Origin of the sequence: Segatella copri (assembly GCF_024330485.1) — a bacterium.
GTDB lineage: Bacteria > Bacteroidota > Bacteroidia > Bacteroidales > Bacteroidaceae > Prevotella > Prevotella copri_L.
This window is the reverse complement of record NZ_JANDWX010000003.1, coordinates 1-15,022: the sequence shown is the minus strand read 5'-3', so window position 1 is coordinate 15,022 and position 15,022 is coordinate 1. Positions and strand designations below refer to the sequence as shown.

The 15,022-nt window shown below is 41.5% G+C and carries 14 protein-coding genes and 2 rRNA genes; 2 read left to right on the top strand and 14 right to left on the bottom strand.

Annotated elements, in window-relative coordinates; translation table 11 throughout:
• Positions 1 to 50 precede the first annotated feature (50 nt).
• The 5 genes from recQ to lptB all read right to left on the bottom strand — a co-directional run bounded on the left by recQ (position 51) and on the right by lptB (position 6,715).
• Positions 51 to 2,231: a DNA helicase RecQ gene (recQ, locus tag NNC77_RS03310; RefSeq protein ID WP_117728554.1), complete on the bottom strand. Its 2,181-nt coding sequence runs from the start codon at positions 2,229 to 2,231 to the stop codon at positions 51 to 53.
• Positions 2,232 to 2,307: 76 nt separating this feature from the next.
• The gene (gene clpX / locus NNC77_RS03305; RefSeq protein WP_117695001.1) at positions 2,308 to 3,537 is read right to left on the bottom strand and encodes an ATP-dependent Clp protease ATP-binding subunit ClpX; all 1,230 of its coding nucleotides are present in this window, start codon (positions 3,535 to 3,537) and stop codon (positions 2,308 to 2,310) included.
• A 65-nt stretch (positions 3,538 to 3,602) separates the two neighbouring features.
• On the bottom strand, positions 3,603 to 4,265 hold the full coding sequence (clpP, locus tag NNC77_RS03300) for an ATP-dependent Clp endopeptidase proteolytic subunit ClpP (RefSeq protein WP_006848346.1): 663 nt from the start codon (positions 4,263 to 4,265) through the stop codon (positions 3,603 to 3,605).
• A 134-nt stretch (positions 4,266 to 4,399) separates the two neighbouring features.
• Positions 4,400 to 5,758 carry a trigger factor gene (tig, locus tag NNC77_RS03295; protein WP_117728552.1) on the bottom strand — a complete coding sequence of 453 codons (1,359 nt, stop codon included), beginning with the start codon at positions 5,756 to 5,758 and terminating at the stop codon, positions 4,400 to 4,402.
• A 132-nt stretch (positions 5,759 to 5,890) separates the two neighbouring features.
• Positions 5,891 to 6,715, bottom strand: a complete 825-nt coding sequence (gene lptB / locus NNC77_RS03290; RefSeq protein WP_117694997.1) for an LPS export ABC transporter ATP-binding protein — start codon at positions 6,713 to 6,715, stop codon at positions 5,891 to 5,893.
• Between the two features lie 133 nt (positions 6,716 to 6,848).
• Here lptB and NNC77_RS03285 point away from each other — a divergent pair, with 133 nt between their 5' ends.
• Together NNC77_RS03285 and NNC77_RS03280 are read left to right on the top strand one after the other, a co-directional pair.
• Positions 6,849 to 7,595: an MlaE family ABC transporter permease gene (locus NNC77_RS03285; protein ID WP_006848350.1), complete on the top strand. Its 747-nt coding sequence runs from the start codon at positions 6,849 to 6,851 to the stop codon at positions 7,593 to 7,595.
• A 3-nt stretch (positions 7,596 to 7,598) separates the two neighbouring features.
• Positions 7,599 to 8,372, top strand: coding sequence for an ABC transporter ATP-binding protein (locus NNC77_RS03280; RefSeq protein ID WP_203053025.1), 774 nt, complete (start codon positions 7,599 to 7,601; stop codon positions 8,370 to 8,372).
• Between the two features lie 71 nt (positions 8,373 to 8,443).
• On the opposite strand, the gene NNC77_RS03275 is transcribed toward NNC77_RS03280, so the two are convergent.
• The 9 genes from NNC77_RS03275 to NNC77_RS03235 all read right to left on the bottom strand — a co-directional run.
• Positions 8,444 to 8,842 carry a hypothetical protein gene (locus NNC77_RS03275; protein ID WP_118081422.1) on the bottom strand — a complete coding sequence of 133 codons (399 nt, stop codon included), beginning with the start codon at positions 8,840 to 8,842 and terminating at the stop codon, positions 8,444 to 8,446.
• 39 nt (positions 8,843 to 8,881) lie between these two features.
• Positions 8,882 to 10,195 (bottom strand): ribosome biogenesis GTPase Der, encoded by a 1,314-nt coding sequence (der, locus tag NNC77_RS03270; protein ID WP_117694991.1) that lies wholly within the window; start codon positions 10,193 to 10,195, stop codon positions 8,882 to 8,884.
• 220 nt (positions 10,196 to 10,415) lie between these two features.
• Positions 10,416 to 11,297, bottom strand: a complete 882-nt coding sequence (era, locus tag NNC77_RS03265; protein ID WP_254969949.1) for a GTPase Era — start codon at positions 11,295 to 11,297, stop codon at positions 10,416 to 10,418.
• Positions 11,298 to 11,443: 146 nt separating this feature from the next.
• Positions 11,444 to 12,457 (bottom strand): beta-ketoacyl-ACP synthase III, encoded by a 1,014-nt coding sequence (locus NNC77_RS03260; RefSeq protein ID WP_006848355.1) that lies wholly within the window; start codon positions 12,455 to 12,457, stop codon positions 11,444 to 11,446.
• Entirely contained in the window at positions 12,457 to 12,642 is a 186-nt protein-coding gene (rpmF, locus tag NNC77_RS03255; RefSeq protein WP_006848356.1) for a 50S ribosomal protein L32, read from the bottom strand. The genes NNC77_RS03260 and rpmF overlap by 1 nt, the downstream gene beginning before the upstream one ends.
• A 28-nt stretch (positions 12,643 to 12,670) precedes the next feature.
• On the bottom strand, positions 12,671 to 13,189 hold the full coding sequence (locus NNC77_RS03250) for a YceD family protein (RefSeq protein ID WP_117728544.1): 519 nt from the start codon (positions 13,187 to 13,189) through the stop codon (positions 12,671 to 12,673).
• Between the two features lie 104 nt (positions 13,190 to 13,293).
• Complete coding sequence (locus NNC77_RS03245; RefSeq protein WP_233339192.1) at positions 13,294 to 14,460, bottom strand: sensor histidine kinase; 1,167 nt, start codon at positions 14,458 to 14,460, stop codon at positions 13,294 to 13,296.
• Positions 14,461 to 14,580: 120 nt separating this feature from the next.
• Positions 14,581 to 14,693, bottom strand: a 5S ribosomal RNA gene (rrf, locus tag NNC77_RS03240).
• Between the two features lie 126 nt (positions 14,694 to 14,819).
• A 23S ribosomal RNA gene (locus NNC77_RS03235) occupies positions 14,820 to 15,022 on the bottom strand; the annotation flags it as partial.

Genomic DNA, 15,022 nt, shown 5'->3' with positions numbered 1-15,022 from the left:
AGAGTTCGCTTTTCACGAAAATCTTACCTTATTAATGCTATTTAACGTGATTAGTTGGCTTGTTCGGACAAAAACTTGATTCTGACGAGTCGAATTTCGTCTTCATTGTAGTCTTCACCCAATTCATCTTGAGCCGCATTCAAATCATCAGTATCGCTCTCCATGAAGTAATCGTAGATGTCATCTACATGGTCATCATCCACAACTTCCTCTATGAAATAATCGATATTCAGCTTAGTACCGCTGTAAACGATTGCCTCTATTTCGTCAAGCAATTCTGAGAAATCCAAACCTTTTGCTTCTGCCAAATCATCAAGATCTATCTGGCGGTCTATGCTCTGAATGATGCTTACCTTCAAGACTGATTTCTTGGCAACTGTCCTGACACGTAATTCCTCAGGACGCTCTATCAGATTCTCTTCACAATACTGATTGATCAATTTACAGAACTCCTTACCATACCTCTTTGCCTTACCGGCTCCAACTCCCTGTATGTTCTGCAATTCCTGCATATCTACAGGATACATCGTTGCCATCTGTTCCAGAGAAATATCCTGGAAAATAACATAAGGCGGCAATTTATGCTTCTTTGCTACTGTCTTACGCAAGTCTTTCAACATGGAGAAAAGTGTCTGATCCAAAGCACCTGTATTATGCTCGCTCAGAGGCGCTCCATCAAAATCATCAGAGAATTCCTTATCAGCAACGATCATGAATGATTCAGGATTCTTAATGAAACGCTTACCCGCAGCTGTCAACTTCAAAAGGCCATAGTTCTCTACATCTTTCTTGAGATAACCGGCTATCAACGCCTGACGGATAACAGGATTCCAAACTTTAGCATCCATATCTTCTCCTGCTCCAAACTCCTCCAGTTCATCATGCTTGTGAGAAACGATATCATCAGTAGCACGTCCCTTTACAAAATCGATGATATATTCCTGGCGGAAATTCTCCTTCACCGCAGCAACAGACTCCAAAACAACGAGCAGCGCATCCTTAGCCTCGAATTTTTCTGTAGGATGCAGGCAGTTGTCGCAGTTATGGCAGTTTTCTTCATGATATTCCTCACCAAAATAATGAAGCAACATTTTCCTGCGACAGACAGACGATTCAGCATAGGCAGCCGTTTCCTGCAACAACTGTCTGCCGATATCCTGTTCTGCTACAGGTTTGTTCTCCATAAACTTCTCCAGTTTTCTGAGGTCTTTACGGGCATAGAAGGCGATACATATACCCTCGCCTCCATCACGTCCGGCTCTACCCGTTTCCTGATAATAACCTTCCAAGCTCTTGGGTATATCATAATGAATAACAAAACGGACATCAGGTTTATCGATACCCATTCCGAAGGCGATAGTAGCAACAATGACATCAATACGCTCCATCAGAAAATCATCCTGGGTTTGAGAACGGGTAGCCGAATCAAGACCGGCATGATAAGGAGCCGCTTTGATTTCATTGGCTTTCAATACCTCTGCCAATTCCTCTACTTTCTTACGGGAGAGACAATAGATAATACCACTCTTTCCTTTGTGTTGACGAATAAACATGATGATCTGACGATCGATATCCTTGTTCTTCGGGCGCACCTCATAATACAAGTTAGGGCGGTTAAAAGAACTCTTGAATTCTTTGGCATCCATGATGCCTAAGTTTTTCTTGATATCAGTACGTACCTTATCTGTTGCAGTAGCTGTAAGCGCTATCACAGGTGCAACACCTATTTCGTTAATAATAGGGCGAATACGACGATACTCTGGTCTGAAATCGTGTCCCCACTCAGAGATACAGTGAGCCTCATCAATGGCATAGAACGAAATCTTTACTGTTTTAAGGAACTCAACATTATCTTCTTTCGTCAAAGATTCAGGTGCAACATACAGGAGTTTGGTCGTACCATTGAGAATATCATTCTTCACCTTCTCAATAGCCGACTTATTCAATGATGAATTGAGATAATGAGCCACGCCATCACTTTCACTCAAACCATTAATAACATCTACCTGGTTCTTCATCAAAGCAATCAGAGGAGAAATCACAATAGCTGTTCCCTCCATAATGAGCGAAGGCAACTGGTAACACAAACTCTTACCGCCACCTGTAGGCATCAATACAAAAGTATCATTGCCACTCATCAAATTTCTGATGATTGCCTCTTGATCACCCTTAAACGAATCGAAGCCGAAATAATGCTTCAACTGTCCTGTAAGATTAACCTGTTCTGTCATATCCACCTATTATTATATTATATATGTCTATATATACGATTAAATAGCATTCAATTGGGCGAAAAGCCCAACTGAATTATGCTGTTTCCAACTGTCCGAGATGAGATTTATCCAACTGTTGCTTGGTATACTCCAGCGTAACAGTGAATGATTTAACCTTCTCTGATGGAATCTCAAACATAGCATCCATCATCACAGCTTCAACAATTGAACGAAGTCCGCGAGCGCCCAGTTTATACTCTACCGCTTTGTCTACGATATAATCGAGTGCTTCCTCATCAAACTTCAACTTGATGCCATCCATCTCAAACAATTTCTGATACTGCTTGACAATTGAATTCTTAGGTTCAACCAAGATTTTGCGCAAAGCCTCCCTATCCAACGGATTGAGATAAGTAAGCACAGGCAAACGGCCGATAATTTCAGGTATCAAGCCAAAAGACTTCAAATCCTGTGGAAGAATATACTGCATCAAATCCTTCTTATCTATCTTAGCTACATTCTGAACCGAATTATAGCCTACTACGTGCGTATTCATACGCTGAGCTATTTTACGCTCAATACCGTCAAAAGCACCACCACAGATAAACAGGATATTCTTGGTATCTACATGGATATAATCCTGATCAGGATGCTTGCGTCCACCCTTAGGCGGAACATTAACCATGGTACCTTCCAAGAGTTTCAACAATCCCTGCTGTACACCTTCGCCACTCACATCACGCGTGATAGAAGGATTATCGCTCTTGCGGGCTATCTTATCAATCTCATCAATGAACACAATGCCCCTTTCTGCTGCAGCCACATCATAATCAGCAACCTGCAACAGACGCGACAAGATGCTTTCAACGTCTTCACCCACATAACCTGCTTCAGTAAATACAGTGGCATCAACAATGGTGAAAGGAACATCCAACATCTTAGCTATTGTACGCGCCAACAAGGTTTTACCTGTACCGGTACTACCAACCATGATGATATTACTCTTTTCGATTTCTACACCATCTTCATCCTTTGGCTGCTGCAAACGCTTGTAGTGGTTATATACAGCGACAGCCAAATTGCGCTTAGCCTGATCCTGACCGATGATATATTCATCCAGGTATTTTTTGATCTCTACAGGCTTTGGCACCTCTTTGAGAACAAACTTACCCTCCCCAGCTTTAGGAGCCAAGACCCCTGTAGACTGTATAATTTCATAAGCCTGCTTAGCACAATCTTCGCAAATGAAGCCATTGATACCCGTGATGAGTAATCTGACTTCATTTTCTGATCTTCCACAGAAGCTACATACTTTCTTTGGCATATTATAATTATTATCTCTTCTTGCGCACCTTATTATATATACGCATATTTACTTAAAACAATTCGTTATTTACGAACCAACACATTATCTATCATTCCATATTCCTTGGCTTCTTCAGCTGTCATCCAATAGTTACGGTCGCTATCAGCATAAACCTTATCATAAGGAGTATGAGAATGGTCTGAAATGATAGTATACAATTCCTTCTTCATCTTCAAGATTTCGCGAGCCTCAATCTCAATATCAGAAGCCTGACCCTGAACGCCTCCTAATGGCTGGTGAATCATGACACGGCTATGAGGCAAAGCAGAACGCTTACCCTCCTGACCAGAAACGAGCAGCACGGCAGCCATAGAAGCAGCCATACCTGTACAGATAGTAGCTACATCGCTAGAGATAAACTGCATGGTATCATAAATACCCAAACCGGCAGTAACGCTACCACCAGGACTATTCAAATAGATAGAAATATCTTTGCCACTATCTACTGAATCCAGATACAGCAATTGCGCCTGCAATGTATTTGCGGTGTAGTCATCAATCTGTGTACCCAGGAAGATGATACGGTCCATCATTAAGCGAGAGAATACATCCATCTGAGTAACGTTCAGCTGACGCTCCTCCAAGATGTAAGGGTTCATATACTGAGCCTGTGCCTTAATAACATCATCAAGCACCATACCATTCATACCAAGATGCTTGGTTGCATATTTTCTAAAATCGTTCATATCTATATAGTATTTTACGTCTTAAGCCATACGAAAAAAGAGGTTATCGACCCTTATTTCTCGTTCGGTGGAACAAAGATAATAAAAAAAGTCGATAACCTCGTATTTATTTGAAGTTTTTTTTCAAAAAAATGTTATTCCTGCATCATCTTGTTGAAATCTTCTACAGAAATCTCCTTTTCGTTGAGTTTTACAGCTGTTTTCAGAGCTGCAGCCAACTTACGGTCGATAGAGCGATCTACAAGTGCATCTGTAGCGTCACCCTTCTTGAGGATTTCCTTAGCATAGTTCTCAATGTACTCCTCAGGAATGTTGTTCATACCATACTGAGCGAACTGAGCACGAGCTGCCTCCTTAGCTGTCTCCATCAGGTCATTGTCATCAACCTTGATATTCTGAGCCTTGATAAGCTGCTCCTTGATAAGATGCCATGTCAACTCCTTGATGCTCTCAGCATAGTTTTTCTCTACGAACTCCTCGCCCTTATCCTTGTTGTTAGCCAACATGATACGCTTCAAGAGTGCATCTGGGAACTGCAATTCACCTACCTTCTTCTCGCAGTGCTCACGAACGTCGAGAATGAACTTATAATCAGAATCGTTAACGAGCTGTGCCTTCAAGCCCTCTGCAATCTTAGCACGGAAAGCAGTCTCGTCCTTCACGTCAGTATCCTCACCGAGAACCTGCTTAAAGAGCTCTTCGTTGATTTCATGCTTCTTGAAACGCTGGATTTCTGTAATCTGGAAGCTGAACTCTGACTCCAAGTCCTTAACAGCTTCACGCTCAATCTTCAGGAGTGAAGAAACCTCAGTATCGTTCTCTGGATAAGCCTTCTTAGGGTTGAATGTGATTACATCACCGAGCTTAGCATCGTTGAAGAGATTCTTCTGCTCGTCAACCTTGATGTAGCTAGGCATCAGGATAGCACCCTCTACAGTGATACCACCTTCCTTGGTATTGCCATTTTCATCAAGCTCACGCAAGTCACCCTTCAAAAGGTCATTCTCCTCGTACTTCTCAGCCTTCTCATAGCTACCTGCACGCTGAGCGTACATATCAATCTGCTGATCGAGAATCTTATCATCAACTGTGATGTTATAATAATCAACCTTGTCGCGACCATTGAGAGTTACCTTGAACTCTGGAGCAACAGCGATATCAAACATAAATGTGAAAGAAGTACCATTCTCCAAGTCAGCTGGCTCCTGCTTCTCTGATGGGAGAGGCTCACCGAGCATCTGGATATTGTTGTCCTGTACATACTTGTAAATCTGCTGACCAACGAGCTTGTTGATAGCTTCCATTTTTACAGATGGACCGAACTGACGCTTAATCATACCCATAGGAGCCTGACCAGGACGGAAACCTGGAACATTAGCCTTCTTACGATAATCTTTCAATGTCTTCTCGACATCATTCTTGTAATCTTCCTCTTCGACAACGAGGGTCAAAAGACCATTAATCTTGTCAGGATTTTCAAATGAAATTTTCATCTTGATATTTGTTATTTTATTATTGTTAATATTTTCTTTAATTCTACAGTTTTCGTGTATAACCGCAATTGGCTTGCAAAATTACACATTTTTAATGGATATACCTAATATATAAGAGAAAAAAATGATTTTTTAACCATCAGACGCTGCTTCTTTGGCTCTTTTTTGCTCATCTATGAGCTGAAAGTCCTTCTTTCTGAGCACAAAACTATTACTCAGATACTTTTCGCGCACAATCTTATTCTCTGCCAATTCCTCTGGTTTGCCCTGGAAAAGAATCTTTCCTTCGAACAGCAGATAGGCTCTGTCTGTAATGGTCAGAGTCTCCTGTACATTATGGTCGGTAATCAAAATACCGATATTGCGATACTTCAACTGCCATACAATATGCTGAATATCTTCTACCGCAATAGGGTCAACACCAGCAAATGGCTCATCGAGCATGATAAACTTTGGGTCAATAGCCAGGCAACGGGCAATCTCTGTACGGCGGCGCTCACCTCCGGAAAGCTGGTCACCCTTATTCTTACGAACCTTATTGAGACGAAACTCGCTAATAAGACTCTCTAATTTCTGCAACTGATAACTACGTGGTTTTCCTGTCATTTCCAAGACTGAAAGTATATTGTCCTCAACACTCATCTTGCGGAAAACACTGGCCTCCTGAGGCAGGTATCCGATTCCCGCACGGGCACGTTTGTATACAGGGAAATCAGTAATTTCCTGATCTCCCAGAAAGACATGTCCCTCATTAGGCACAACAAGTCCAGTTGTCATATAGAAAGAAGTTGTCTTACCAGCACCATTAGGTCCCAGCAATCCCACAATTTCTCCTTGCTTCACATTGATAGAAACTCCATTGGCAACCGTTCGTTTACCATAGCGCTTCACCAATCCCTCTGTTCGCAAAACCAGAGAATTCTGATTTTGCTGTTCGTTATTGTTAATTTCGTCCATAATTAGCTAATTTGGCTGCAAAAATACTAAAAATAAAGGAAATATCGCTTATAAAATCAAAAACTATTCATAATATTGCAGTTTTTTAGAGGATTTTGGTTAATTTTGCAGCAAAATTCAGTTTTATAATAGCATGTTAATAGAAAAATGGCTTACCACCTTCGGTAAATATCTTATATTGATGGGACGTTCTTTTTCACGTCCTGAGCGCATGCGCATGTTCTTGAAACAATACATCAAGGAGATGTCGCAATTGGGTATTGATTCTATTGGTATCGTTTTACTGATATCCTTCTTCATTGGAGCAGTTATCTGCATCCAGATGAAATTGAACATTCAGAGTCCATGGATGCCACGATGGGTTTCAGGTTACACCACCCGAGAAATCATGCTTCTGGAGTTCTCATCAAGTATCATGTGTCTGATTCTCGCAGGTAAAGTGGGTTCTAATATCGCTTCGGAGTTGGGAACAATGCGTGTCACCCAACAGATTGATGCCCTTGATATCATGGGAGTGAACTCTGCATGTTACCTCATTCTGCCTAAAATTCTCGGTTTGGTTACCATCATGCCATTCCTGGTTATCTTCAGTTCTGGCATGGGTATCATCGGCGCCTACGGAACAGCATATATTGGGCATATCCTACCACCAGATGATCTGACACTTGGCTTGCAACATTCATTTAACCAATGGTTTGTATGGATGAGCATCATCAAGAGCCTTTTCTTTGCATTCATCATTTCCAGCGTATCTTCTTATTTCGGTTATACCGTAGAAGGTGGATCTGTTGAGGTTGGAAAATCGTCAACCGATGCTGTTGTCTGTTCTAGTGTTTTGATTCTGTTTTCAGATGTTTTCCTCACTCAAATTCTCTCGTAAACTATGATAGAAGTTAGAAATCTCACCAAGTCGTTTGGCGACAAGGTTGTATTAGACAATATAAACGTCACCTTTGAAACAGGAAAGACTAATTTGATAATCGGACAGAGCGGTTCCGGAAAGACCGTACTCATGAAGAATCTCGTAGGATTACTTCAGCCTACAAGTGGCGAAGTTCTCTACGATGACCGTGACTTCACCCGGATGTCAAAAAAAGAAAAAGTCCAGATGCGCCGCGAGATGGGAATGATTTTCCAAAGTGCAGCCCTGTTCGACTCTCTGAATGTACTTGAGAATGTCATGTTTCCACTTGATATGTTCTCTACCATGAATTACAGGGAGCGCGTAAAACGGGCTCAGGAATGTCTTGACCGCGTCAATCTGATAGAGGCTCAGCAGAAATATCCTGGAGAAATCTCGGGTGGTATGCAGAAACGAGTAGCTATTGCACGTGCCATCGTAATGAATCCGAAATACTTGTTCTGCGATGAGCCAAACTCAGGTTTGGATCCAAAGACCTCACTTGTGATAGATGAACTGCTTTCAGGCATCACCAAAGACTATAATATGACTACCATCATCAACACCCACGACATGAATTCGGTGATGGGCATTGGTGAAAACATCTGCTTTATCTACCAAGGTCATAAAGAATGGCAAGGCAACAAAGATGAAGTGATGACCTCAACAAACGAGAAACTCAACGATTTAGTCTTTGCTTCCGATCTCTTCCGCAAAGTAAAGGAGGTGGAGCTGGAAGAAGCTAAAAACAAATAAAACAGTATCGTTCAAAAAAAAAGCCATCAGCCCAGAAACTGGCTGATGGCTTTTTTATTACAAAATAAATACTATCTCATTTTCCAGGCATCCTTGACCTCTACCATAGGTACCACTATCTGTTCTTTAGTACTGTCACCATACACCACTTGCAGAAAAACATCAGCAACATGATGCGCTGTATCAGCCTTTGCATTCAGTACATTCACCTTAACCATACCTTTATGTTCATCTTGCTGCTGCTCAACAAACATTTTGGCATTCATCAGCAATTGATTCTGATAGCCATTTGGCAACCGATAAGGTTGATTGTAGCCGTCTACAAACTCCTTATACTTGCCCTCTAAAAGCAAATCATAATATCCCTTGGCAGCAATACCTGCAAGATAGCCAGGATCAGGCTTTTCCTCCCTACAGGAAGAAAATACCAATCCCACCATGAATATCATAAAAATCAAAAGTTTCTTCATTTTTATACACTTTGATTCTGCATTCTTCGCTTCATTTATTTACTTCTGACGAATGAAGACGTTGATAGGACAGCCATGTAATGACCAGTTCTCACGAATCTTATTCTCCAGGAAACGGCGATAGTTCTCCTTGACATACTGAGGCAAGTTTGCATAGAACACAAACGAAGGAATCGTTGTATTAGGCAACTGGGTGCAATACTTAATTTTGATATACTTACCCTTTATGCTCTGTGGAGGATATGCCTCGATAATAGGCAACATCACCTCATTCAACTTAGAAGTTCCAATATGAGCCTTACGGTTCTGGTAAACTTCCTTGGCTGTTTCCAATACTCGGAAAATACGCTGCTTAGTCAAGGCAGAAGCAAAGATGATAGGAAAGTCTACGAATGGAGCCATACGCTTGCGGATTGCATTTTCAAAAGTATCAATTACCTTCTGATTCTTCTCCTCAACCAAATCCCATTTGTTTACTACAACCACCAGACTCTTGTTGTTCTTCTGAATCAACTGGAAGATGTTCATATCCTGGGTCTCGATACCACGGGTAGCATCGAGCATCAGGATGCAGACATCACTATTCTCGATGGCACGGATAGAACGCATCACTGAATAGAATTCCAAGTCTTCGCTTACCTTGTTCTTACGACGGATACCAGCTGTATCAACCAGGTAAAAATCGAAACCAAACTTATCGTATCTGGTATAGATACTATCACGTGTAGTACCAGCAATTTCTGTCACGATATTACGATCCTCACCGATAAAAGCATTGATAATGCTACTCTTACCAGCATTCGGACGACCTACTACCGCAAAACGAGGAATATCTTCTTCGATTGCCTCCTCCGGATTGTCCTGAAGTTTGTCCAGAATCATATCAAGCAAATCACCAGTACCACCACCTGTAGCAGCACTGATACACTGAGGATCACCCAAGCCCAACTTGTAGAACTCAGCAGCCTGATAATACTCTGCGCTGTTATCAACCTTGTTAGCAACAAGGATAACAGGCAATTTGGCACGACGCAAAATAAGCGCCACGTCTTCATCCCAATCAGTAAGGCCAGTGTTAACGTCTACCAGGAAGAGAACCAGGTCAGCCTCTTCGGTAGCAACAAGCACCTGCTTGCGGATAGCATCTTCAAAAATATCATCAGATTTTACAACCCAACCACCGGTATCAACAACCGAAAATTCTCTACCATTCCAACTGCACTTACCATACTGGCGGTCACGAGTAGTACCGGCAGTATCACTAACGATAGCGCGACGTGATTGAGTCAAACGATTAAATAAAGTAGACTTACCCACATTAGGGCGTCCTACAATAGCTACTAAATTTGCCATAAACAGTCATTATCCTCCTTCCTTTTAGGAGGTATTCAAGGATGTGGTCTCTGCATCCAAGTTAATAATTTGCCGAAGCTGACCTTGCTCCGGCCCTCGCTCTTTTGGCGAGAGTCACTCCCTCGATTACATTCAGGGAGGAGTTATTTTAGTTGATAGTTTACAGTTGATAGTTTATAGTTATTAAGGCGTCTTTAAACTATTAACTCTTAACTATCAATTATTCCGGATTATATCCAAAGGCATCAAGTTCTCGCTGAGAGCTGCGCCAATCCTTATCAACTTTTACGAAAGTCTCCAAGAAGATTTTCTTGTCGAAGAACTTTTCCAAAGCCTTACGACTCTCGGTATTCACCTTTTTCAATGCGATACCCTGGTGCCCGATGATGATACCCTTTTGGGAATCACGTTCAACATAAATCACTGCATTAATGTGGATACGTTTTTCATCTTCCTTAAATCGCTCCACTCTTACCTCTACAGAATAAGGTATTTCCTTATCATAATAGAGCAAAATCTTTTCTCGGATAATCTCTGAAACGAAGAAACGGGCAGGCTTGTCTGTCAGCTGATCCTTATCAAAGAAAGCAGGAGATTCCGGCAAGAGTTCCTTAATGCGCTTCAAGAGCATATCCGTTCCGAATTTATTCTTCGCTGAGATAGGAAGAATCTCTGCATTAGGCAACAAAGAGTGCCATTTTTCAACAATATCACCCAACTTCTTCGGATCACTCTGATCAATCTTGTTGATGAGCAAGAGTACAGGAATCTGCAGTTTCTTAACCTTTTCCAAGAATTCCATGTTCTTTTCAGGGTTTTCTATCACATCAGTCACATAAAGCAGCACATCAGCATCCGCCAATGCACTCTCAGAGAAGGCAAGCATCATCTCCTGCATCTTGTAATTAGGCTTCAAAACACCAGGAGTATCAGAAAATACAATCTGCATATCATCAGTATTCACAATACCCATGATACGATGACGGGTTGTCTGAGCCTTAAAAGTTGCAATACTAATACGTTCACCCACCAATTGATTCATCAAGGTACTTTTTCCCACATTAGGGTTACCTACTATATTTACGAAACCAGCTTTATGCATAAAAAATTGAATTTAGCAAAATTTTACTATCAAGAAGTTAAGCTCTATTGTTTTTAAGCTAAAGAAACGCATCCTTACTTATTTATAGAGAAATAAGAAAGATGCGTTTCCTTATATAGATTATTATTCTATCCTATTTTTATAGATTACTTTCCGTAAGCAGCGCCATCATACGCCCACTTATAGAAAGAAGCGCCATGTACAAATCCTGCACCAAATGCTGTGAAGATGACGTTATCGCCCTTCTTCAATTGGCTTTCTGCATCCCAGAGTGCCAATGGGATTGTTGCTGCACTAGTATTTCCATAATGATCGATGTTTACAACCACCTTATCAAGTGGAATTCCAGCACGCTTGGTTACTGCCTCGATAATACGGAGATTAGCCTCGTGAGGAATTACCCAGTTCACATCATCAGCCTTCAGATTGTTCATTTCCATGATCTTCATCACGTCGTTGCTCATATCTGTTACTGCGTAACGGAATACAGTACGACCTTCCTGATAAAGATAGTGCAGGCGATGATCAACTGTAAAATGTGATGGAGGGCAAACAGAACCACCAGCCTTCATGTGAAGGAAAGGCAAACCTTGTCCATCTGTACGAAGGTATGAGTTCTGAACACCAACGTTCTCCTCTTCAGTTGCCTCCACCAAAACCGCACCTGCTCCATCTCCAAAGAGAACACAAGTAGCACGGTCTGTGTAATCTACCAATGAAGACATCTTGTCAGCACCAATCACAATAATCTTCTTGTATCTACCACTCTGAATCATGCTTGCAGCAACATCAAGGGTATACAAGAATCCACAGCAAGCTGCAGAGAAGTCAAATGCGAAAGCATTCTTCAAGCCCAGCTTACCGAGGACGATAGATGCTGTAGAAGGGAACTTGTAGTCAGGTGTCGTGGTTGTTACAATCAGTGCATCGATTGTATCTGGATCAACGCCAGTCTTCTGAATCAACTGCTTGGCAGCTTTACGCGCCAGATAGCTGGTTCCGAGGCCTTCCTCTGTAAGGATGCGGCGCTCTTTGATACCCACACGGGTGGTAATCCACTCATCTGTAGTATCTACCATGCGAGACAATTCCTCGTTGTTGAGGATATAGTCTGGCACGTAGCCACCGACACCTGTAATTACAGCATTAATTTTACCCATTATTCAGCTGCTTCCTTAACGATTGCAACCTTACCACGATAGTAACCGCAAGTAGGGCAAACAGTGTGGTATACATAGTATGCACCACAGTTAGGGCAAACTGCCAATGTAGGAGCTACTGCCTTATCATGAGTTCTTCTCTTAAGTGTACGTGTCTTTGACTGTCTTCTTTTAGGATGTGCCATAATTTTTAAATGTTTAAAATTTTAATTTTTATTTTTTCAATTTTAATAGAGCTTCCCAGCGTGGATCTACAGTTTCCTCTTCTTCCTCACCGCTTCGGGCGGCAGAATGCTCATTGAGCTTTTCAATCATAGCAGGGTTGCATTTTCCAGGTGCATGCACATGCTTGATGGGAATATTGAGATCTATAAATTCATAGATAAACCAGGCGACATCGAGTATTCCTTCGTTCTCGGCCACAGTCACCAGATCATCATCCTCTGAGTACTCTTCTCCGATTTTTACGACTAGCCTGTCATTAGTCTCAATGGTTTGATCCATATCGTCCAGACAGATGTCGCATGGTATGTGAACCACTCCCTTAGTATGGAAATTGAGTTCGAAGAAGTCATCCGTCCTATTGATAGACAGACTACTTGACAACTCGCCTCTCTGAACATCAGGAGCATCGATTGCCTCAAAATATTCATTGGTAAGCTTAAATTCCTTTTCGGTTATACCTTGAGGTAAAGCTTTCAAATCAATCTTAAAAGAATCTATGTTACACATATTCAATATATACTATATTGTTTCGGGCTGCAAAGTTACAAATAATTTTTGAGATAAAATAATTTTTTATGTAAAAATCACTAAAATCACTCATTATTAATTGATTATTCTTTCTTTAACTCGATTCTGAAGGTGGTTCCATGCCCAATTTCTGTACTTTTCACCCATATTTTACCATGATGGTATTCTTCTACGATTCGTTTAGCTAGTGATAAACCTAAGCCCCAGCCTCGCTTTTTGGTAGTAAAACCGGGACGGAATACATTCTTCAAATCTTTTTTTCTTATACCATTTCCTGTATCTGAAACTTCTATAATAGCTTTATCATCTATTTCTTCCACATGGAGCGTAATCTGTCCACCATTTGCTCCCATAGCATCAACAGCATTCTTCGACAGATTTTCTATCACCCATTCAAAGAGAGAGGCATTCATCTTAACGATAACATCCTGTTCAGGTATTTCCTTCACCATTTTAACATTCTTCGATGTTCGACGATCCATGTAGTCTATAACATGATTCATCACTTCGTTCAAACTTGCAGAAACAGGTTCTGGCAGGGCACCTATCTTTGAGAAACGGTCTGCTATCAGTTGCAAACGCTGGATATCCTTGTTCATTTCAGGAATGAGTTCGTCATCCGGATAATTCATCTTCAGAATTTCAATCCAAGCCATCAGACTGGAAATTGGAGTACCCAACTGATGAGCAGTTTCTTTAGACAACCCCACCCACACCTTATTCTGTTCCGCTCTTTTGGAAGTAAGCAAAGCAAAGATGGCAATAACCACAAAGAGCATGACTACCCCCAACTGAATATAAGGATAAGCTGACAGACGTCGTATCATGAGGGATTCATCATAGCAAACCTGAATATAGTCATGCGTTGAATCATCTAGTTCAATTTTAATATTCTTGCCTTGTTTCAAGAGCCGCTGACCGATGGCAGAAGCATAAGCAAGGGAATCAGCATAATCTTTCCCTTCCACATCAACATTACGAAAAGTCTGAGCATGGTTTTCAGAATCCATTACGATAACCGGAATGGAATTATTTTCATTGATAACCTTCAATACCAAGTTCAAGTCAGTATTCTCATCGGCATTATTGAGCGTACGCATAGCTTCAGCCCAAACCGCCATACGGTTGCGTTCCTCTTCTGCTAGATCACGAACCAGAAAATGAGACACAACAAGAGAGGCGACAGCAATAAACACTGCCGCTATCACCAAAAAAATCTTCACCTGTCTTATTCTATCGGTCCAAATCATGCTGCAAAGATAATAAAAATCCGTGTAATCAACGTCATCTGCTGATAAAAAACATCTTGAGCAGATAAAAAAACAAAAAAAGCCCCGACTACTTTCGTAATCGAGGCTTCTGAAATTGAAAGGAGGCGGCTACCTACTCTCCCGCATTGCATTGCAGTACCATCGGCGCAAGTGAGCTTAACTTCTCTGTTCGGAATGGGAAGAGGTGGGACCTCACCGCAATAACCACCTGATAATGGGTTATGACGTATTTGCACACAAGCAAACGTATAAGTAATGTTGAATGTTGATTGTTGAATGTTGAATTACAACTTTCAGCACCATTCAGACTGTACATACAGTTGAAACTATGAACTTTCATAAAGAAAGTGTTCGGGCAATTAGTAATGCTCGGCTTTGACATCACTGTCTTTACACCTGCATCCTATCAACGTCATCGTCTCTGACGACCCTCAATGGAGTTCTCATCTTGCGGCTGGCTTCGCACTTAGATGCTTTCAGCGCTTATCCAATCCAGACTCAGATACCCAGCGGTGCGCCTGGCGGCACAACTGGTAAACCG